Source organism: Pontiella agarivorans (assembly GCF_034531395.1).
In the GTDB taxonomy this organism is placed as follows: Bacteria; Verrucomicrobiota; Kiritimatiellia; order Kiritimatiellales; family Pontiellaceae; genus Pontiella; species Pontiella agarivorans.
Genome location: NZ_JARVCO010000012.1, coordinates 727,203 through 747,697, shown reverse-complemented (window position 1 = coordinate 747,697; position 20,495 = coordinate 727,203). Strand labels below are relative to the sequence as shown.

The 20,495-nt window shown below is 52.8% G+C and carries 20 protein-coding genes; 15 read left to right on the top strand and 5 right to left on the bottom strand.

Features of this window, described 5'->3' with window-relative positions; translation table 11 throughout:
* Positions 1-2 precede the first annotated feature (2 nt).
* The 6 genes from P9H32_RS16030 (at position 3) to phoU (ending at position 6,743) form a co-directional block, all read left to right on the top strand.
* A complete protein-coding gene (locus P9H32_RS16030; RefSeq protein WP_322609928.1) occupies positions 3-1,319 on the top strand; it encodes a TolC family protein in 1,317 nt (438 codons plus the stop codon).
* A gap of 153 nt (positions 1,320-1,472) precedes the next feature.
* On the top strand, positions 1,473-2,291 hold the full coding sequence (locus P9H32_RS16025; RefSeq protein ID WP_322609927.1) for a phosphate ABC transporter substrate-binding protein: 819 nt from the start codon (positions 1,473-1,475) through the stop codon (positions 2,289-2,291).
* Positions 2,292-2,529: 238 nt separating this feature from the next.
* Complete coding sequence (locus tag P9H32_RS16020; protein WP_322609926.1) at positions 2,530-3,675, top strand: PstC family ABC transporter permease; 1,146 nt, start codon at positions 2,530-2,532, stop codon at positions 3,673-3,675.
* A 2-nt stretch (positions 3,676-3,677) separates the two neighbouring features.
* Entirely contained in the window at positions 3,678-5,189 is a 1,512-nt protein-coding gene (gene pstA, locus P9H32_RS16015; protein WP_322609925.1) for a phosphate ABC transporter permease PstA, read from the top strand.
* Positions 5,190-5,208: 19 nt separating this feature from the next.
* Complete coding sequence (gene pstB / locus P9H32_RS16010; protein ID WP_348534508.1) at positions 5,209-6,012, top strand: phosphate ABC transporter ATP-binding protein PstB; 804 nt, start codon at positions 5,209-5,211, stop codon at positions 6,010-6,012.
* A gap of 68 nt (positions 6,013-6,080) precedes the next feature.
* On the top strand, positions 6,081-6,743 hold the full coding sequence (gene phoU / locus P9H32_RS16005; protein WP_322609923.1) for a phosphate signaling complex protein PhoU: 663 nt from the start codon (positions 6,081-6,083) through the stop codon (positions 6,741-6,743).
* A 101-nt stretch (positions 6,744-6,844) separates the two neighbouring features.
* Here the strand turns inward: phoU and cysK are convergent, their stop codons facing one another.
* The 4 genes from cysK to P9H32_RS15985 all read right to left on the bottom strand — a co-directional run bounded on the left by cysK (position 6,845) and on the right by P9H32_RS15985 (position 12,685).
* On the bottom strand, positions 6,845-7,771 hold the full coding sequence (gene cysK / locus P9H32_RS16000) for a cysteine synthase A (RefSeq protein ID WP_322609922.1): 927 nt from the start codon (positions 7,769-7,771) through the stop codon (positions 6,845-6,847).
* A gap of 22 nt (positions 7,772-7,793) precedes the next feature.
* A complete protein-coding gene (locus tag P9H32_RS15995) occupies positions 7,794-8,231 on the bottom strand; it encodes an RrF2 family transcriptional regulator (protein WP_322609921.1) in 438 nt (145 codons plus the stop codon).
* Positions 8,232-8,387: 156 nt separating this feature from the next.
* Positions 8,388-11,012: a translocation/assembly module TamB domain-containing protein gene (locus P9H32_RS15990; RefSeq protein ID WP_322609920.1), complete on the bottom strand. Its 2,625-nt coding sequence runs from the start codon at positions 11,010-11,012 to the stop codon at positions 8,388-8,390.
* The gene (locus P9H32_RS15985) at positions 11,012-12,685 is read right to left on the bottom strand and encodes an autotransporter assembly complex protein TamA (protein ID WP_322609919.1); all 1,674 of its coding nucleotides are present in this window, start codon (positions 12,683-12,685) and stop codon (positions 11,012-11,014) included. Before P9H32_RS15985 ends, P9H32_RS15990 begins: the two co-directional genes overlap by 1 nt.
* A gap of 496 nt (positions 12,686-13,181) precedes the next feature.
* On the opposite strand from P9H32_RS15985, the gene P9H32_RS15980 reads away from it, so the two are divergent.
* The 9 genes from P9H32_RS15980 (at position 13,182) to P9H32_RS15940 (ending at position 18,603) form a co-directional block, all read left to right on the top strand.
* A complete protein-coding gene (locus P9H32_RS15980; RefSeq protein ID WP_322609918.1) occupies positions 13,182-13,655 on the top strand; it encodes a TIGR00725 family protein in 474 nt (157 codons plus the stop codon).
* Between the two features lie 140 nt (positions 13,656-13,795).
* Positions 13,796-14,383, top strand: coding sequence for a hypothetical protein (locus tag P9H32_RS15975; RefSeq protein ID WP_322609917.1), 588 nt, complete (start codon positions 13,796-13,798; stop codon positions 14,381-14,383).
* A complete protein-coding gene (locus tag P9H32_RS15970) occupies positions 14,380-15,111 on the top strand; it encodes a DUF4145 domain-containing protein (protein WP_322609916.1) in 732 nt (243 codons plus the stop codon). Before P9H32_RS15975 ends, P9H32_RS15970 begins: the two co-directional genes overlap by 4 nt.
* A 612-nt stretch (positions 15,112-15,723) precedes the next feature.
* Complete coding sequence (locus tag P9H32_RS15965; protein ID WP_322609915.1) at positions 15,724-16,095, top strand: hypothetical protein; 372 nt, start codon at positions 15,724-15,726, stop codon at positions 16,093-16,095.
* 99 nt (positions 16,096-16,194) lie between these two features.
* Positions 16,195-16,590, top strand: a complete 396-nt coding sequence (locus tag P9H32_RS15960; RefSeq protein ID WP_322609914.1) for an ExbD/TolR family protein — start codon at positions 16,195-16,197, stop codon at positions 16,588-16,590.
* A gap of 119 nt (positions 16,591-16,709) precedes the next feature.
* Positions 16,710-17,120 carry a hypothetical protein gene (locus P9H32_RS15955; RefSeq protein ID WP_322609913.1) on the top strand — a complete coding sequence of 137 codons (411 nt, stop codon included), beginning with the start codon at positions 16,710-16,712 and terminating at the stop codon, positions 17,118-17,120.
* 52 nt (positions 17,121-17,172) lie between these two features.
* Entirely contained in the window at positions 17,173-17,667 is a 495-nt protein-coding gene (locus P9H32_RS15950; protein ID WP_322609912.1) for a DoxX family protein, read from the top strand.
* A gap of 51 nt (positions 17,668-17,718) precedes the next feature.
* A complete protein-coding gene (locus P9H32_RS15945; RefSeq protein WP_322609911.1) occupies positions 17,719-18,126 on the top strand; it encodes a hypothetical protein in 408 nt (135 codons plus the stop codon).
* 210 nt (positions 18,127-18,336) lie between these two features.
* Complete coding sequence (locus tag P9H32_RS15940; RefSeq protein ID WP_322609910.1) at positions 18,337-18,603, top strand: DUF1294 domain-containing protein; 267 nt, start codon at positions 18,337-18,339, stop codon at positions 18,601-18,603.
* A 128-nt stretch (positions 18,604-18,731) separates the two neighbouring features.
* On the opposite strand, the gene pgi is transcribed toward P9H32_RS15940, so the two are convergent.
* The gene (gene pgi, locus P9H32_RS15935; RefSeq protein ID WP_322609909.1) at positions 18,732-20,345 is read right to left on the bottom strand and encodes a glucose-6-phosphate isomerase; all 1,614 of its coding nucleotides are present in this window, start codon (positions 20,343-20,345) and stop codon (positions 18,732-18,734) included.
* Between the last annotated feature and the right edge of the window lie 150 nt (positions 20,346-20,495).

Below are 20,495 nucleotides of genomic sequence, written 5' to 3'. Positions count from 1 at the left end.
AAATGAAAAAAATTCTACTGAGCATCGCGGCGGGCCTCACTGCCGCATCGTACGGGGAAACCCTCACCATCGACCTGCCTGCCGCTCTCAAACTGGCCGATGAACGGAATACCGAACTGGCGGTTCAGGTGCAGAATGTCACCCAGGCCGAACTCGAAAAATCCGCAGCGTGGTACCAGTGGGTGCCGACGCTGCGCATCGGGGCGGGCTATGCCTATCAGGATGGAGCCCTGCAGGAAACATCGGGGAGTGTGATTGATGCCGAACGCAATTCGCGCTATCTCGGCATGGGATCCATGACCGCCCCCGGTCTGGCCTTCAACCTCGATTTTTCGGAAGCGGTATTCGCACCGCTTGCGGCAAAACAGCAGTTGCGGGCGCAGCAGTTCAGCGAGGAGTCGATCCGCCTGCAGGTGATGCTGGATGTGGCGGCGGCCTATTATGAACTGGTTCGTGCAACGCATGAGGTTGAGGTGACCCGGGAAGCGGCAGGTCACGCTGAAGCTCTGGCCAAACAGACCGCTGATTTCGCGGCAAGCGGTCAGGGGCTTCAGGCCGATGCGGAACGGGCTGAAGTGGAATCGCTCATTCAACAGCAGAAAGCTGAAATGGTGGAAGAACGCAAACACATCGCCTCATACCACCTGGCCCGGCTGTTGCGGCTGGAGCCGGAGGTCGCGCTGATTCCGGCCCATCACCTGATCACCCCGCTTCTGCTGGTTGATTCCGATACCGAACTTGAGGATCTGGTCATCCAGGCCTTGGAAGTCCGCCCGGAAATCGGACAGTACCGCGCCGAAGCCGCTGCAGAACAGGCCCGGCTCAAACAGGAAAAATACGGCATCTTTTTCCCGAAACTGGAGGTGGGATACAGTTACGGTAATTTCGGCGGCGGCACCGGAACCGGTAATGATTATGACGACGGCCGCAGCGATCTTTACGGCATGCTGTACTGGGAATTCGACAGCCTCGGCCTGCGCAACCGCAACCGGATGAAACATCATCAGGCGGAAATGACCAAAGCCAAAGCGCAACAGGAACAGGCCGCAGCCGATATTGCCGCGGAAGTGCGTGTGGCGCACACCGCATTCAAAAGTGCCGCCCGGCAGATCGATCTGGCAAAGCGCGCCGTTGACCGGGCCCGCAAATCCTACGAACTCAACAGCGAGCGCATTTTTGAAAATCAGGGACTCCCCCTTGAAGCGCTTCAATCCATCCGGGCATTGGCGGATGCGGAATCGCTCTATCTGGCCACTGCCGCGAAATACAATATGGCCCAGCTGAGACTGCTTTCCGCCACCGGAAATGAGCTGGAATAACAACCACCGCCGGTAAGTTCCAATGTTAGGAATATATTGGAACTTACCGCTTCTGAATCTTTCTCTAATGCCCGCCTAACATGCAGAGCACAGATTGCCCGTGCCCTTTAAGAAATTCTGTTAGGAATTCATAACAAATCAGGAGAAAGAATCATGAAAATACAGATCCTCGCAATGACGGCCGCGGCAACGGTTGCTGCAACAGCCGGTGCGTCCGATAAGATCGTTATTGACGGCTCCACAACGGTCGGACCGATTGCCAAAGCCTTTGCCGAATATTATATGGCCGCCAATCCCGACGTGAACATCACCGTTTCCGAATCCGGCTCCGGCAATGGTGCAAAATCAATGGTTAACGGCACATGCGATGTCGCCATTATGTCCCGCCCGATGAAAGAGACCGAATTCAAAGCGGCGGCGGATAAAGGAATTCAGCCGGTTGCCCACGTCGTCTCCCTCGACGGCCTGCCGATTTTGGTGCACCCCTCCAACCCGGTGCAGGAGCTTACCGTTGAACAGGTCCGGAAAATCTATCTGGGCGAAATCTCCAACTGGAAAGAAGTCGGCGGCCCCGATAAAGCCATCGTAACGATCTCCCGCGACACCAACTCCGGCACCTACGAAACCTTTGCCAAGCTGGTGATGAACAAAGAGAAAATCGGCGGAAAATGTGAATATGTCGGTTCCAACGGCGCCATCCGCCAGCGCGTCCAGAGCACACCTGCCGCGATCGGCTATGCCGGCCTCGGCTTTGTGGACAAAACGGTGAAAGCCCTGAAGATCAACGGGATTTATCCCTCAGCGGAAACGGTACAGACCGGCGAATATCCGGTTGCCCGCCCGCTGTTCATGTATACCGACGGTTATCCCAAACTGGGCACTCCCCTCTATCAGTTTATAACCATCCACCTGACCGAGGACGGACAGGAAATGGTGGAAGAAATCGGATTTGTTCCGGTCACCGCATACTAACCTGTTTTATTCTACACCTGCCTGCGGGATTCGGCCGAAAGGCTCGAATCCCGCTTTTCGTCAAACGCGCTGAAACGGAAACCGTGCCCACCCGCAACCGGCCGCCATTACCACCCTCTGGAAAATCTACCGCCTTCCGATACTCCGCCTGCACTCACCCAACCTTAATCCGCCACTAATCTTTCACTAACAGTTCTGCCCCATGGTCTGTCGCGATATTTAAGGGATTTCTGTATCTATGAGCAAAACAGCTAATACGAACCTAATCATGAGCGATGCCGCCAGCCGGCGTCAGAGAATCAGCACGCTGCTGGGTCAAAGTTTCCTTTTTCTGATCACTTCGCTCTCCACCTTCGCCGTCTTCTTTATCTTCTATTTCATCCTGAAAGATGCGATCCCGTTTTTTAAACTCGAAGGATTCACAGAATTCTTCTCCAGCACCCGCTGGTATCCCTCCGGATCACCGGCTGAATTCGGGGCCCTGCCCATTTTTGTCGGCACAGGATTGGTTACACTCGGAGCGGTCGCGGTTGCGGTTCCCCTCGGTATTTCCGCCGCGGTCTGCCTCTCCGACCTTCTCCCGTTCAAGGTCCGGCAGATTGTAAAACCGGTCATTGAGGTCCTGGCGGCGATCCCCTCGGTGGCATACGGCTTCTTTGCCCTGGTTGTTTTCGCTCCCCTGCTCCAGAATCATGGCGGCATCATTCTTTCAACCGGCGTCTGGCTGGTGCTCGGGCCGATCCTCGCCCTGCTTGTCATTGTACTCGGCGACCTCCTGATTGATAAACTCCGTAAACAAATCCCCAACCCTAAAATTGCGGGAGCAATCATTTTTCCAATCCTTGGAACCCTGACTCTCATTTTTCTTTTCCAACTCTCAACTCGACTGCTCGGCCTCGAAATCAGTTCCGGCACCAATGCCCTCAACGTATCCATCATTCTCGGCATCATGGCCCTTCCCACGGTAGTCAGTGTTTCTGAAGATGCCCTGCAGGCCGCCGGCCGCGAACTGCGCGAAGGTTCGTATGCCCTCGGGGCCACACGGGCGGAAACCATCATCAAAACCATCATTCCCGCCTCGATCAGCGGCATTCTGGCCGCGGTCATTCTCGGAGTGATGCGGGCCATCGGGGAAACCATGGTGGTCTGGATGGCCTCCGGCAACGCCTCCCGTATTCCGGAACCCTGGTATAATGTACTGCAGCCGATCCGAACCCTTACCGCCACCATTGCCGGCGATATGGGCGAAGCGGACCACGTAACCGGCTCCTCCCGTTTTCACGTCCTGTTCGCCATGGCGTTCTGCCTGCTGGCCTTCTCTTTCATCATGAATCTGGTCAGCGAAATCATTGTTAAACGCTCCCGTAAAAAACTGGGTAAATAAGCATGAGACTGGAAACCCGAAAACTTCTGGATAAAGCCTTCTCCGGACTCGGACTGATCGCCATTGCCGTCATGGCCATGGCCCTGCTGGCAATTCTCACCCCGATCATATGGCGCGGCTCCAAAGCCTTTGTTTTCAAAGGAACCATTGAACACCGCCGGGTGATGCTCGAGCAGTTTGATCGGGGCAACTCTGACCGCTTCAATGAGGAACTCAATCTGACTGCCGCCGCCCGCGCCCCGGTCTACGACATGCTTGAAGCATTTGAAGCCGAAACAGCCGAACTCGAAAAAACGCTTGAAGCACAGGAAGACGAAAAGAAAACGCAGGCCAAAGTACTGAAAAACCAGGCTCGAGCACTGAAACGGGAAGGCGGGAGCGAAGAGGAAATTGCACGGCTCGAAGCTGAAGAAGACCGGCTGAAGGCTGAAGCCAAAGCGCTGAAGGAACAGGCCCGGAGCCTGGGTGAAACCCGCGAAGAACCCTATGAGGCACTCGTGGATGCGGTACAGGAACTCTTCGGTCCGATGCCCGGGCAGAAAAAACCGGTGCTGATACGGCAGCAGTACGGACAGACCCGCTGGGACCGCACCCTCGTGAAACTGCATGAAGTGATGGTCGAAGAGGAGTGGGACTATTCCAATCCCGACGCCATGGGAGTGCTGGTTGAAAACCCGCGTATTGAAAAGTTCCGCGGCACCGGACTCGAACCGTTTTTCCAATATCTGGAAGACCATATCGATGAAATGATGCGCCCGAAAACGACCTTCTACTGGCAGTTCATCACCGACACCTCCAAAGACTCGCACATTTTCGGCGGCATCTGGCCGGAAGTCCTCGGCACCATCTACCTCACCCTCGGTGCCATGATTTTCGCTATTCCAATGGGGGTTATCGCCGCGATCTATCTGTGCGAATATGCCCGGGAAGGCCGCACGGTCAGCTTCCTGCGTATCTGCATCAGTACGCTCGCCGGTGTGCCTTCCATTGTATTCGGACTCTTCGGCCTCGCCTTTTTCCTGAACACCATCCAGGTTTCCGACTCCAAAAGTGTACTCGCCGGATCACTGACGCTTTCCCTGCTGATTCTGCCGACCATTATCCGCTCCTCGGAAGAAGCCATTCTGGCGGTGCCGCGAGCCTACAAGGAGGCCGCACTCGGCCTCGGGGCGGGCCGCTGGCATACGGTAATGACGGTCATTCTCCCGGCAGCGCTGCCCGGTATTCTCACCGGTGTGGTCATCTCCATGGGCCGGGCGGCCGGAGAAACCGCACCCATCATTTTCACCGCCGCTGTATCGGTCGGGGCTCCGCTGAAAATCTGGGAAACCCTGAACCAGCCCACCCCGGCACTCCCCTGGAATATTTACAACCTGTGCACCGAACATGAAGCGGTCGACGAAATCCGCCACGTCCAGTACGGCATGGTATTCACCCTCGTCGCCATCGTGCTTTTACTGAACCTGTTCGCCATTCTGATGCGCGCACGAATTTCGAAGAAACTGAGAGGCTGATATGTCCGATGAAATTACCATGAAACCCATCGATACCTTTGCTGAACACGGCGATATCGATATACATGCAGCACCCCATATCGAAGCCAATGACTTCTCCCTTTTCTATGGCGATTTCGAGGCGGTGCGTAAAGTGAACATGAAGATCCCGCAGAAGATGGTCACCGCCATGATCGGTCCGTCCGGCTGCGGAAAAAGTACGCTGCTCCGTTCCATCAACCGCATGAACGACCTGATTCCCAACACCAGCGCCTCCGGTGAAATGATCTTTGACGGACATAACATCTACGCCAAAAATATTGATGTGGTCACGCTCCGCGCCCGCGTCGGCATGGTCTTTCAGAAACCGAATGTTTTCCCGAAATCCATTTTCGACAACGTAGCCTATGGTCCGCGCCTCCAGGGCATAAAAAACAAACAGGAGCTCAGCGAAGTCGTTGAGCAGAGTCTGCGGCAGGCCGCCATCTGGGACGAAGTCAAAGACCGCCTGCAGGCCAATGCACTCGGCATGTCGGGCGGACAGCAGCAGCGCCTCTGTATTGCACGCGCCCTGGCCATTAAACCGGAAATTCTGCTGATGGATGAGCCCACCTCTGCACTGGACCCGAAAGCCACCGCAAAAATTGAAGATCTGATCGGCGAACTGCGCCGGGAATACACCATCATCATCGTCACCCACAACATGCAGCAGGCGGCCCGGGTCTCCGACCTGACCGCTTTCATGTACGAAGGCGTGCTGGTGGAATTCGGAAAAACCAAGCAGCTCTTCACCAACCCCGAAAACCCGCAGACCGAAAATTATATCACCGGACGATTTGGATAAAAAAAGAGACGTGAAAAGCAAGCCGTGACCTCATCACGCAGCATGCATCACATACCGCAGGAGAAAATATGGCTAAGCATCTGGAAAAAGAACTCGAACGCCTGAAAAAACTGATTTACTCACTCAGTGCCCGGGTGGATGAAAACCTCGAACTTTCGGTGAAATCCTTTCTGGAAAATGACCTCGAACTGGCACAGCAGGTCATCGACACCGACCGGCAGATTGATGAGCTGGAAATCGAAGTCGAGGAGGAATGTCTGAAAGCCCTCGCCCTTTATCAGCCGGTCGCCATTGATCTGCGTTTCATTATTGCTGTCATGAAAATGAACAACGACCTCGAACGCATCGGCGACCTCGCCAAAGATATTGCGAAAAACGGCATGCACATCAACCAGACTCCGAAACCCAAAGTTCCGCTCGATCTGCATCAGATGACCTATCTGGCCAAAACCATTGTCCGAAAAGCACTGGACGCGCTGATCAACATCGATACCTATCTCGCCCGCGAAGTGATTCTTGATGACGATGAAATCAACGCAATGAAACAGGAAATGAAACTCGAAATCGCTGAAGCACTGAAGCGGGAACCCGAGCATGCGGAATCGCTCATGACGCTGCTGGCCATCACCCACCGTCTCGAACGCATCGGCGACCACGCCTGCAATATTGCCGAGGATGTCATTTATATGGTGGAAGCGGACATCGTCCGCCACCAAACGCCCGAACAATAACCATATTTCGGGCCGGTAACGCCACCGCAGATCCGTCCCCTGAAGGCCGAAAAAAAGCCCCGGAATTTTCCGGGGCTTCGGCATTTCCAGAGCGTGGAAACTTAGTTGTCTTCGAAGAGCCAGGTGGAGAGATAGCGCTCGCCGGTATCACAGATCACCGTAACAATCAGCTTACCCGCATTCTCCGGCTTTTTAGCCAGCTCAACTGCGGCGTGCACATTACCGCCGGCGGAGATTCCGCACAGAATACCTTCTTCTTTAGCCAGACGGCGTGCCATGGTTCCGGCGGCATCGCCTTCGATGGTAATCACTTCATCGATCAGGTCGGTATTGAGGTTCTTCGGAATAAAACCGGCACCGATCCCCTGAATTTTGTGCGGACCGGGCTTACCGCCGGAGATCACCGCAGACTGCACCGGTTCAACCGCGACAACTTTCACATCAGCGTTCTTTTCCTTAAGGTATCCGCCCACACCGGTCAGTGTTCCGCCGGTACCGACACCGGCCACAAAAGCATCAACCGTACCGTCGGAATCTTCCCAGATTTCCGGGGCAGTGGTATCGTAGTGGATCTTCGGGTTGGCCGGGTTATCGAACTGCTGCAGCATGATGGCATCCGGATTTTCGTCGACCAGTTTCTGCGCTTCGGCAATCGCACCGGGCATCCCTTTTTCGGCCGGCGTCAGCACCAGTTCGGCACCGAGAACCTGCAGCAGGCGGCGACGCTCAATACTCATGCTTTCCGGCATGGTGAGCACCAGCTTATAGCCTTTGGCTGCTGCGGTGAAAGCCAGGGCGATCCCTGTGTTTCCACTCGTCGGTTCGATGAGAGTGGAACCCGGTTTGATCAGACCTTTTTTCTCAGCATCTTCAATCATGGCAACGCCAATACGGTCTTTCACGCTGTAAAGCGGATTGCGCGATTCAAGCTTCACGGCCACGTTGCCGGGAAGACCTTCCGTGATGCGGTTGAGCTTCACGAGCGGGGTGCGTCCTACTGTTTTTGTGATGTCCTCATAGATAGGCATGATTTATCTCCGTTAGCTAAGGTTAAATACTGAAATTAATCGGCTGATCCGCAGTCTGCTTGTCATAGTCATCGTGCAGTTCACGCAGCGTGATTTTCGAGAAATATTCACGAAGCTCATCGCTGGCCCCCTGCCAGACCCGCTGCACCACGCAGGTGTCGGATTTACTGCAGCCTTCAGCCAGACAACCCACCAGATTAATATCGCCCTCGGAGGCTGCAAGAATGTCATACACCGTGATATCGGCCGGATCTTTGGCCAGCCGGAAACCGCCGCGCAAACCGCGCACACTGTTAACCAATCCCGCATTTTTCAGCGGAACGATAATCTGTTCAATATAGTCGGTGGAAATGCCTTCCTGTTCGGAAATACGCTTTTTCGGAACGGGCTGATCCCCCTGCAAGCGGGAAATACAAAGCAGGATGCGCGTCGCGTAGCGTCCTTTCGTTGATAATTTCATCGATCTTCTCCTATCAAACCGTGAATTGGTTATAGTTTTTATCATGTATAAACGTGACTTTATTACCCGTCAAGCTGGATTTATGGAAATAGTTGTAAGGGTTTTATGGAATAACCCTTTTCCCAGTAAAAACACTGGTTTTACTCGGTTTTCCGCCTAGTAATCAAGCCGCCAGTTCACGCCGATTCCTGCGCGCATCTCCGAACCGGTGTAGGTTTCAACCGAAAAATGGCGGGTCACTTCCAACTCCGCCGCCACTCCGGTCTGCTGCTGCGCATCGAGCGAACGGTTGACCTCCACATAGAGTCCCGAGGTAATATATTTCCCCGCCGCAACCGACGAAGCCTCACCGGCCACCTCGGCCTCGCGCCACTCCAGCGTGTCGAAACCGATGGCCCGACGAATCTGATACATAAATCCCGGACCGTTCAACCCGCCCGAAAGCTGCCGCGCCGCAGCCGCAATCTGATAGGCCTGCCAGGGCGAAATGGAACTCGTGTCGCGATTAAACAACACATGCGACAGCACCTCGTCCTCCGGCATCGCCGGATCGGATTCCAGCCGAAAACGCGGATCGTTTGCCGGACCGTTAAGCACCAAACGCGCGGTTACATCCCGCCGCGAATACTCCGCCGTCAGATTATCCATAACCGCCACCGCCGGCACCGAGCCGTCCAGCACGATTTCCCCTTCCGTGAACCGGAACTTTTTACCGATGAAACTGACAAATCCCCGCCGCGGCGTAATCTCCCCTTTCACCGAAATGCCTTCCGGCGAATCGGTAACCTGCAGCCGGCCGCCCAGCACCGCCTCCACCATCGACGCATTCACAAACACCTCGTCGGGGATATCCACCACCACATCCAGCCCGAACGGCAGCGCTTTTTTCCGAGGTCCGGAAACCACCGTCCGGTTGGTCTCCGAAGCATCATACTCCGTCAAAAGCGGCGGCGGAGGCGGAGTGATATTGTCGAGCAGAATATCCGCACGGTTAAGGGTCAGTTTTCCAGACACATCAGGCCGCAGCGGATGGCCGTCAATCGCCAGATGTCCCGAAACCTGGGCTTCCACTTCATCCCGCCGGATCATCCAGGCATTGGAAAAATCAAGCCCGATTCCCAGGCCCGACCGATACCACCCGCCCTCCATTTTCACCGAGCCCGCTCCCGAACCGGTGGCCGAAACCTGCTCAATAACCAACCCCTGATCCGTGGCCTTCAGATCGGCATTGAAGCGCTGGATCACCAGTCCCCAGTCATAGTGTTCATACGCCCCGTCACGAATCCGCAGAAAACCCGACGGCTCCTGATCCGCATAATCCAGCGACGCCTCAATCCGTCCAGCCAGACGCTGATCCTGAAAAACAGCCAGCCGGTTCAGCAGCCCCAGATCCATATTCGCCTGCATCTGCAGAGCAATTTGTTCCACCTCAGGCGCATACCTGAACGGAGTAAAAGAGAACCGGCACGGCATCTTCAGCGAAGCCGTCAGATGCCCGTCCGCCCCGTTGGTGATGGCGGTATCTGCAAAAAGTCCACCATCTGCCACGCCGCAGTTGATCGAGAAATCGAGTTCCGGAAGCTCATCCAGCGCCTCCTCGGAACTGGCAAACCCCGAAACCTTAATTCCCGAAGTAATCTCCGGTTTTTCCAGCGACCCGGTAATACGGACCGCCCCCTTCACCGTTCCCGTAAAATTGGACGTTCCAGCCATTGGAAAATCAGCAACCGCCATCTCCGCCAAGGCACCGCTCAAATTAACCGCCTCCGGGTCCACCGTGCCGGACAGCTTCACCGCCACCGATTCCCAGCCGCGAATTTCGGCCGATTCCACCTCCACCGCCCATCGCTTGTTCTCCGTTGAAACGCGGGCGGTTCCCTGCAGATCATAACGGTTCGTCTGCACATCCACAAAAACCGCATTCACCGCCACATCAACCTCCCGGTTGCTGAACGTCAGACTCGTATCCCCCGACAGCGCAAATCCGGTTCCGTTATACTGCATCTGCTGCAGGTTCAGCATGCGGTGGCCATACTGCAGCCGGGTCGAAAAACGGTCCCCGTCGAGCTCCAGCGCCAGCTGTGCCTTGACGCCGGTTGAATCAATAACCGCTTCCCCGGCACCTGAAAGCGCATCAAAACCGAAGGTCGGCCGATGCAGCTGCTCCACCTCCGCCTCCAGCACCAGCTGATCATCCGGGCCGCCCCGCAACAGGGCATCGAGATCCACCACGCCTTCCGCATCGCCGCCGATCGCCAGCCGGCCGGTCAGCGTTCCGTCCGGCAGATAGGCCAGACCACCGGAGTGCACCGTATATTCCAGCGGCATGCCCGCCACCGGTTTTTCCAGCCTGAACGAAGCCACCGAAAGATCATCCAGCCAGAGTTCCAAAGGCCGGAAACCACCACCGTTTCTTCGCGGCGCTTTTTTTCCAGACGCTGGAAACCGGTGCCAGACAATTTCATCCGCGCCCAGGCGGGCCAGACGGACACGATCCTCCAGCAGATCACGAATCATCCACCGGCAATGCAGATTTTCAACGGTGAGCCAAACGCCCCCGTCATCTTCAACCTCGAGCGAATCGATGGCCACATTGCCCGGAATCCACCCCGAAATCTTTCCGATACGCACCTGCATCCGTCCCGATGAATTCAGCGAACTTTCCAGTCCTTTTGCCAACAGACTTTTGCCCGGCGGCGTTTGAATCAATCCGAACAACACCACAGGAAGCAGCAGAATAAGAAGCAGCCCTTTCCAGACTCTGGAACGTTTTCCCGCCATCAGAACGCCTGTCCCAGTGAAATATAAAACTGAAGCCGCTCCACCTGCTCATCATCCGGATTCAGCGGAAAGGCCAAATCCGCGCGCAACGGACCAATGCCCGTGAACCAGCGCAACCCTAAACCCGCGCCATACCGCAACGACCGATCCGTCCCCCAATCAAGCAGGTCGGTAAAAACCGTGCCACCATCCAGAAAGAGCGCATATCCCAGCCGATTCCCCGGCTGCATCCGCAGTTCCGTCGAAAATTCAACCACCCGGTTACCGCCGGTCGGCGTTCCGTCCACCCGGGGACCGACCTGCTGATATTCATAGCCGCGGATCGATCCGCCGCCGCCCGCATAAAAACGCTCATCGGCCGGCACCGCCGAAACATCCGTACCATCGATGCTGCCGATCTTGCCGCGCAGTGCCAGAGAAAGATGAATACGCTCCCAGAACAAAATATATTCCCGGGCTTCGATCTCCGACTTCAGATAGGAATCATTCCCGGTGGTATCCTCATACCAGGCCGTGCGCCCGAACAGCTGAAACCCTTTCAACGGATTCAGCCGGTCATCCCGATAATCCAGCACGCCCTGAACCGGAAAAAACACATAGGAAAAACGATCCTGCTCCCCGAACTGATCCACCAGCGAATAACGGTAACCGCTCCCCAGCCCCGCCTGAATATTCGGCGTAAAATCGCGCAGTACCATCCCCGAAATTTTTCCGTTTTTTGCCCGGTACGCATCCGGATCCTCATAGCCCGCCGCCATATCCAGCACCAGCGTCTGCCGGCCATCCAGAAAACCGGCGCGGGTCAGTTTGCCGTCCCACTTCACCTCGATCGGTGATCCGCTCAGCGAAGTTTCGAACCGCTCACCACCGCCGAAAATATTGCGGTGCGACCAGAAGATGCGCCCGCCCGGGCCGATATCCGAATAGTTCACGCCCAGCCGAATCGTACGCATGGCCCGTTCATTCAGTTTAATGTTCAGCGGGATGGCATTGGTCCCCTCGGCCGACCGTTGCGGCACCACCCGGGCCGAACCGAACTGGCCCGTGCCCAGCAGCCGCGTCTCGAAATCGTGCACCAACTGTGCATCATAGCGCCGGCCCGGATTCCACGGAATCTGCCGATACACATATTTATCCGGAATCTGCTCCAGCCCCTCCACCGTCGATTTCCCGAAAAACGACAGCGTTCCCGGATTAAACTCCAGCACCAGATTCACCCGTTTCCGCTCCCGGTCAACCGTCACCGAACGCCGGCTCAGCTCGGCAAACGGATACCCGCGCCGCGCCATCAGATCCAGCACCCGCTGCTGCTCAGTAAACACCGTTGCCGCCACCGCCTTATGCCTGCGACGGATCAGCGGCTTGATTTTCTCCAGCTGTTCATCCCCTTCACCGGAAAACAGCAGATCCACCCGGCCGAACCGATACTGCGCCCCCTGCTCCACCCGAATCGTCACCCGCATCGGATCACGTTCAGCATCCAGATCCATCTGAACCGTGCCGTCATAAAAACCGCGCGCCTCCAGCAGCGTCTCAATCAGCGGAACATCCTTCTCCATGCGGCGGCGCAGCTGGCCGACCGTGGAAGGAGGCCGTTTACGCATCGTGTATGTACGGCACGATTCTTTGATCGATTTTTTAAGCGCATTATTTTCCGCCCCCCGGATCTTCACGCGATACTCCACGCCGTCCGGCCCATCCGCATAAAGCGCAGATGCCCAAAAAACGCAAAAAAGCACAGCTAGAATGTTCCGGAACAGCAGATTCATAACGTGCAGGCAGTCTATGCCCTTCTGCCTGAAACTTAAATCCCAAAAGACAACCCCATTCCCAAAACAGCAGTTATACCACTTGCTGAAACATACGGGTATATTTTGCCCCACCCGCTCCGCTGGAGGACGCGAAGATTCTGGACGACGAGGTTTTTACCGGGAAGGAATCAAACAGAGTATCAGCCCTACCCCTCCCCCCGAAAACACCCCGGAATTTCCATGCGTTTATTTGCACCAACTCACAGCTGGCTCCAACCGGATTTGTGTTTCATACTCCCGCCATGAAAACCGGACGCGGCCAACAGAAACCGGCGGACGGATAAGCCGGACAAAAGCGTAAATCAATATGAACATCCAATCCGGCACACAACCCTCAAACCCAGAAAGGAACCGCATCATGAAACTGCACATCGGCGTACTCGGCCCCCACACCACCACCCCCGAACAATACCAACTCGGCCTGGCCGTCGGACGCAACATTGCCGACGCCGGGGCCATCCTCTTCTGCGGCGGGCTCGACGGCATGATGCGCGCCGCCGCCGAAGGGGCCAAAGCCGCCGGCGGACAAACCGTCGGCATCTTGCCCGGCACCGACAAAGCCGACGCCAACGAATTTATCGACATCGGCATTCCCACCGACCTCGGGGCCTACCGCAACGCCCTGCTCGTCCGCTCCTGCGACGCCGTCATCGCCGTCCACGGTGCCTACGGCACCCTCTCCGAAATCGCCTTCGCCCTCCGCCTCAAAGTCCCCGTAATCGGCCTCCACACCTGGTCCGTTTCCCGCGATGCTTCCCCCGATCCCGCAATCCACGTTGCCCAATCCGCCGATGACGCCGTCGCGCAGGCCATTCGACTCATAACCTCCTGATCAGCCATTCTTATATACAAAAGAAAAGATTGCATAGACTTGCGGGCCGATATCGGGATATAAAGAGTAGAGATACCCACTAAAACTAACGAATCGATATATGCCACTGTTCGCTAACATAAATAATGGAGATAAAAACCATGACAAACACCAAAGCAAAAATCGACCTGAACACCCGAATCATAGAACTCGAAGGAAGCGAGGAGTTTGTCACCAAGTACTTAAATGAGTTTAAGCAGCTCATTGCCGAAGCAGAACAAAGCGAACCAAAGACTATACGAAAGAAGAGCACGAGTACTTCGACTCCTGCCAAGAAGAAAACAGCTCCCGCTAAAGATAACGATGGAGCCAAGGCTCCAAGGAAGAAAAGAGGCGCTCCCAATATTAAAGCAGAAAAATACGATATTCATGGGGGCGATGGGACTCCATCACTAAAAGAATTCTTCGACGATAAAAATCCAGGGCGAGCAAACGGTGATCGAATAGCCGTTATCGGATACTACATTACCGAAATTTTGGAAAAAGCCTGCTTCACGGAAGGGCAAATTGAGTATTCATATAAAATGCTGAAACTTGACCGGCCGGGGCATCTCCACCAAATCATGATTAATAATAAAAACGAGAAAGATTATTACGAAGAAACCGAGAGCGAGGAAGCCGGAGAATGGGTGATGACGCGAGGTGGTGATATTTTCGTCTCTGATCAACTGCCCAAGGCGACTGTATGAATATCGAACATTATGCTCGAAAGGTGTCTCTTGATGAATCCTCAGAGATCAGGAAGGTTGAGCTACTTGCCTTTTTCTTTTCTGAAGACAAGGATCAACAAGAATTCTCTGTTCCAGAGATGGTAGAGATCCTAGTCGCATTAGGGTATGCACGTCCCAATGCGACGAGGCTAAAGGGTCGAATTAAAAAATCCTCAGCATTCATAAACGGTTCGAAGTCCGACCTCTATCGACTGAGCAAATCTTCATTCAAATCACTTCGTGCAGATTTTCCAGACATTGGAGATTCAGAAGAAATCGTCTCGGACAGCACCCTCATTCCTGAGATCTTATTTGAAGAAATTCGCAGACCCTATCTTGTGAAGATAGTTCAGCAGATCAATGCCAGTTATGAAAACAACCTCTTTGATGCCTGTGCAATGATGATGCGACGGCTGTTGGAAGTATTAATTATTCACTCATTTGAGGAAGCGGGTATTGTTTCCGAAATCACGGATTCCGATGGAGGATTCCAGAACCTGAAGACCCTGATAAACAAGGCCAAATCAAGGCCAGAAATTGGACTATCGGGTGGTGTACGAAAAGCTATAGATCAGTTTCGTGAATTAGGGAATTTGTCAGCACACCTCATTCGATACAATTGCCGTAAAGATGATATTCGAACTCTGCGAATGGATTATCGAGCTACAATTGAAGAACTACTCTACAAAGCTGGGCTTAAAATATAAAAAACAGCGAACCACCATTAAGTCCCTCTGAGTAAAGACAAAAAGTTCCCTGTCCCAATCTTCGTGTTTTGCCAACTACCACTACCGATTGAACATTCCAACCTGGTCTCAACTTGTGCCGTTTTTATTTCCGCATGAACGAGTGGAGCAAGGCTCCCAGATCAATCCGAAGTTTAACTCACAGATCAATCCGAAGTTCAATTCATCAATTAATCCAAAATTCAACTCCTCGTTAAATCCAAGATTCAACCGGAGTTATGGCGGACCATATCTATATGACTTAGACCTCAATCAAAAAGCATATCTAGTTAAGGCAGGTGAACTCGTGGATATCATGTTTTCAACCAACGGGGAACATATCCACACATTGGTAACGACAAAAAACAACGTAAAAGTTGAGTTCGACCTAGATGGAAACTGGACGGGCTACTATGTAACCGCAGATGAACATGTTAGCTTGCGTTACACTCCTGATGGGGAATGGACACATATATTAATAAACTAGGCATAACCAGAGGCCTGCCCTTACCGTGAAAACGCCCGTTGAGTCAGGCAACGAACAAGGCACGGCGGGTCACCCGTAACGTTCGCTTATAAAAAAACGAGAACCCCATGAAAAAAACACAGTTTGAAAAAGGTTTCGCAGAGGGAGCCACTTCTTCCATAAACAAAACACTTGAAGAAATTGAAAAAATAATGAAGGGAGAAGAACTCTCAGACGCTGGCCCATTGCGTTCCGATTTGAGAGATGCCATTGAAAATGCACTAATTGAGTTAGCAACGCGTTGGTATAAAAAAGGGTTCAACCGAGGCCATAAGGAAAGTTATGAAAAATATGTGCTCAAGGATAAATTTCCTAAGAGAATAACCACAACAGTTTCAAGGAAACTCCTCCCAAATGCTAAAGAAGAAATTGAGCTGGGATCGACGATAAAAAAGGACTTCAAACTCAGGGTAGAAAAGAAGCTTAAAAAGAAAAAATAGCCAACCAGCAGATGGAGTCTATCGTGACAATGCCCGTCGATGAAGTTGAAGCACTATCCACTCAGGCTCCCTTAACGTTCTGCAAACATAAGGAAACAAATGAAATCATTCATTAATCTAATCGCAATCAGCGTGATATTGACCGGAGTTGCAGCATGTACAACTTCAGACAAACAAGCTGAACCCCAAAATACAAAAGTCCCAGTCGCCCTTCCGATACAAGATCTCAAACAATCAGAAACTATAGTCGTAAATAAACCTATAATTCCGACTCCATCACCAAGCGGACGTAGCGTTGTCAAAGTTGATGAGAATAATCAAATTTTTGTTAAGGATCAAATTGTTGATCTCAATGAACTACCCGTTGAAATTGATAGCTCGAAAGTAATGCTAGCCGTAGATGAAAATGTTCCGCATCGAATTGTCGTTTCAATTATGAATAAGCTTAGAGAATCCGGGGTTGAAGATATTATCGTTGCTGTTACTCCAAATTAAAAACAGGCAGAACCAGCGGCTGGAGCTTACCGTGAAAATACCCGTTGATTAGGTCAAAGTTTATGCGCACGGAAGCTCATCCATAATGTTCTGCAAAAAAAACAACCAAGGGGAATAAAATGAAGAGATCAAAGTTAATAGTCAGCATCATTACATGGGTATCTGCATTCATGATTTGCTCAACAGCCCATGCATTCGAAAAAGACCCGGAAGTTGTGGGAAGATGGAAGACCGTTGATTTCGTAAAAACCATTGATCAATTCAATCCTTCCACAAAATATTGGAAGGGTGATTTATTTCTATTGGAACTGGATTTCCACAAGCGAGGGTATGTTACATGCAGTAACAAAAAAGTTGATAAATATCAGCAGGACTGGACAAAAGGCAAGGTAGATCCGGATAGTGAACATCCTGCCCATTACTATATTAAAGAGATTGAGAATGAATCTTACCTGTTTTTCGAATGGATTAGTGGCGATGTTACTGAACGAGGTCAAAAACCTCATTATTATGTCCTGAAGAAAAAATAAGCAGAACCACCATTCTCAGCAATACGACGATTTGAAAGAGAAAGGAGATGATATGCTGAAGAAACTCATGAGAACGGACACCTCGAAGGCTACCATTCTGATCCGCCTGATGGTTGGTGCGGTCTTCCTGTCTGAAGGAGTTCAAAAATTTCTTTACCCCCTTGCCCGTGGAGCTGGGCGGTTCGAGAAGATGGGATTTCCGAGTCCAGAGTTCTTCGCCAATTGCGTAGGTGTGTTTGAGGTGCTGGGAGGCCTCTTGATTCTACTTGGGCTGCTAACGCGCGGGGGTGCTATCTTCACCTTCATCATCATGTCAGTTGCGATTGCGGTCACCAAGATCCCGATCGGACTCGGACACAGCTTTGGGCCGTTCGCCCTGCGAGACCTTCACACATACGGCTTCTGGGTCATGGCTCACGAGATGCGAACCGACTTTGCGATGTGGTTGGGGAGCCTGTTTCTTCTCATCAGAGGCGGCGGAAGCCTGTCGGTCGATGCCCTGCTCACCCACCAGTCCGGAGAACGAGGGAATCAGTCAGAGACGTGACTAAGTCAACTTCAGCCATAAGATCTAACCATAGAAAAGAAAGGGTATATCATGTCATCAACAAATGGAGGAAAAGCCAAAAAGTTTGACTGGGAATTAATAACCCCACGAATCAGCATTCAAAATCATGAAGGCAGAGTTCATGAATATGAATTAACTGAGATTTTCGAAATCATCAATTGGCTCAAAGACAAATTTTCTGACCAATGGTTCCCTCTTGCAAATAATGTTGAATTAATGAGCAATGGCACAGAGAAAGATGGATTAGGGACTGCAATTCTGAATTCTAAACCCAATGACATCACTCATGCTCAAGGAGCGTCTTACCTTGGCGTAGTTCTCCAAGAAATTGGGATATTTGAATGGAACCATGCAAAAAGAGGGATTGAGTGGAAAATTGTTAACCCTCCAAAAACAATTTCTGAACTACAACAAATGCTAACAGGAAAAAACGGCTAACCAGCGGGTACGCCTCTTATTTCAACAGGGAAAATTGCGGTTGCCCCCTATTTCAGGACCGCTGACTTGAGATGGACCTCGCCACGGAACAAGAGCTGTGGGTAAAGATCTTCAGAAAAAAGATCGGCATTCCAAGTGTGACCCGGGACGATGTCATGGTTAAGGCGCTGTGCCGGCCGCACTGAAAAACACCCCGAAGGCGAAATAATTATGACTCAGACCATCCTCTACATTCTCGGCGCCGCCAATCTCGGTGCCTTCATACAGATGGCGATCGACAAGCGTCTCGCCATCAAAGAGCGACGGCGCATCCCCGAGGCCCAGCTGATTGCCCCGACGTTTTTCGGCGGCTTCCCCGGCATTCTGCTGGGGATGCTCGTCTTTCACCACAAGACCCAAAAAAGGAGCTTCCAGCTGAAGCTCCTAATCGCCGTAATTATTTTTTCCGCTGCGATCTATGCCTGCACCCGCCTGTAGCCGAGGCCCAAGGCCTCGGGCTCGCTCCCGGCACACGTCTACCCCTCAGCGTCATGACCCGCGGTCCGTTTTCCAGAGATTGGAAACCGGACCCGGTCTTTTCCACGGATTGGAACCTGATATCCCCTTTATTTGTTGGCGCGGAAATATTCGATCAGGGCGTTGGTGGAGGCGTCGTGCGCGAGGTCGGCATCGCCTTCGAGTTCCGGAAGAATGGCTTTCGCCAGGATCTTTCCGAGCTCCACGCCCCACTGATCGAAGGAATAAATATCCCAGATAATACCCTGCACAAAGATTTTGTGTTCATAGAGCGCCACCAGCTGACCCAGCACGGACGGCGTCAGTTTTTCGGCCATAATGGTATTAGTCGGACGGTTGCCTTCGAACGTTTTGTGCGGCACGAGTTCGGCCGGTACGCCTTCGGCTTCGAGGGCTTCTTTGGTTTTTCCGAAGGCGAGCGCCTCGGTCTGGGCAAAGAAGTTAGCCATCAGTTTAACGTGATGGTCGCCGATGGGGTTCTGTGATTTGCAGAAGCCGATAAAATCGCACGGGATCAGCTTGGTGCCCTGGTGAATCAACTGATAGAAGGCGTGCTGCCCGTTGGTTCCGGGTTCGCCCCAGATGATCGGCCCGGTTTGCCACTCCACTTTTTCACCATCGCGAGTGATGTATTTTCCATTGGATTCCATATCGCCCTGCTGGAAATAGGCCGCGAAGCGGGACATATATTGATCGTACGGAAGAATGGCCTGCGACTCGGCACCGAAGAAATTGTTGTACCAGATGCCCAGCAGCGCGAGGATTACCGGCATATTTTCGGCAAACGGTGCGGTGCGGAAATGGGTGTCCATTTTATGGTAACCGGCGAGCAGCTCGCGGTAGTTTTCCGGACCGATGGCCATCATCAGCGGCAGGCCGATGGCGGATGTCAGCGAATAGCGGCCGCCAACCCAATCCCAGAATTCAAACATATTGGCGGTATCGATCCCGAATTCAGAAACCGCATCGCCGTTGGTGGACAGGGCCACAAAATGTTTGGCAATCGCTTTTTCATCTTTCAGCGCATCAATGCACCAGGCCCGTGCCGTGTGGGCATTGGTCATGGTTTCCTGCGTAGTGAAGGTCTTGGAAGCCACAATGAAGAGGGTCTCTTCCGCATCGAGGTCGCGAAGGGCTTCCGCAATATGGGTGCCGTCAACGTTGGAAACGAACACAATATTCAGGTCGCGCTGCGTGTAGGGCTTGAGCGCTTCATAGGCCATAACCGGTCCGAGGTCAGAACCGCCGATACCGATGTTAACCACATTTTTAATTTTCTTTCCCGTAAACCCTTTCCAGGTTCCGGAACGCACCAGATTGGAAAATTCCTCCATCTGATCGAGTACCGCATGCACTTTGGGCACCACGTTTTCGCCGTCGACCTCAATAACAGCCTCCTTCGGCGAGCGAAGGGCAACGTGCAGTACGGCGCGGTCTTCCGTGGCGTTGATTTTTTCACCGGTAAACATGGCCTCGATCCACTTCTTGAGATCAGCTGATTCCGCCAGTGCCACAAGTTTTTCCATGGTTTCGGCCGTCATGCGGTTTTTGGAATAGTCCAGCCGCAGGTCTTCGGCCTGCAGGGTAAAAGCACCGGCACGGTCGGCATCGGCAAAAAGATCGCGAAGGTGTTGATCTTTCACATCGGTAAAATGAGCCTCAAGCGCCTTCCATTCTGAACGTTCAGTCAATTTGGCTGTCATAAAAATTACTCCTGTTATCGTCTAAATTTGAGTGCAGGAAAATACAGGCATCGTTACACGGGTTGAAGGTAAAAACTCAGGAATCTAACCCTTAATGCGGCTTGTTTTGGAAATACCCAGCCGATATTGTGAAGTTTATCTAGTCTTAAC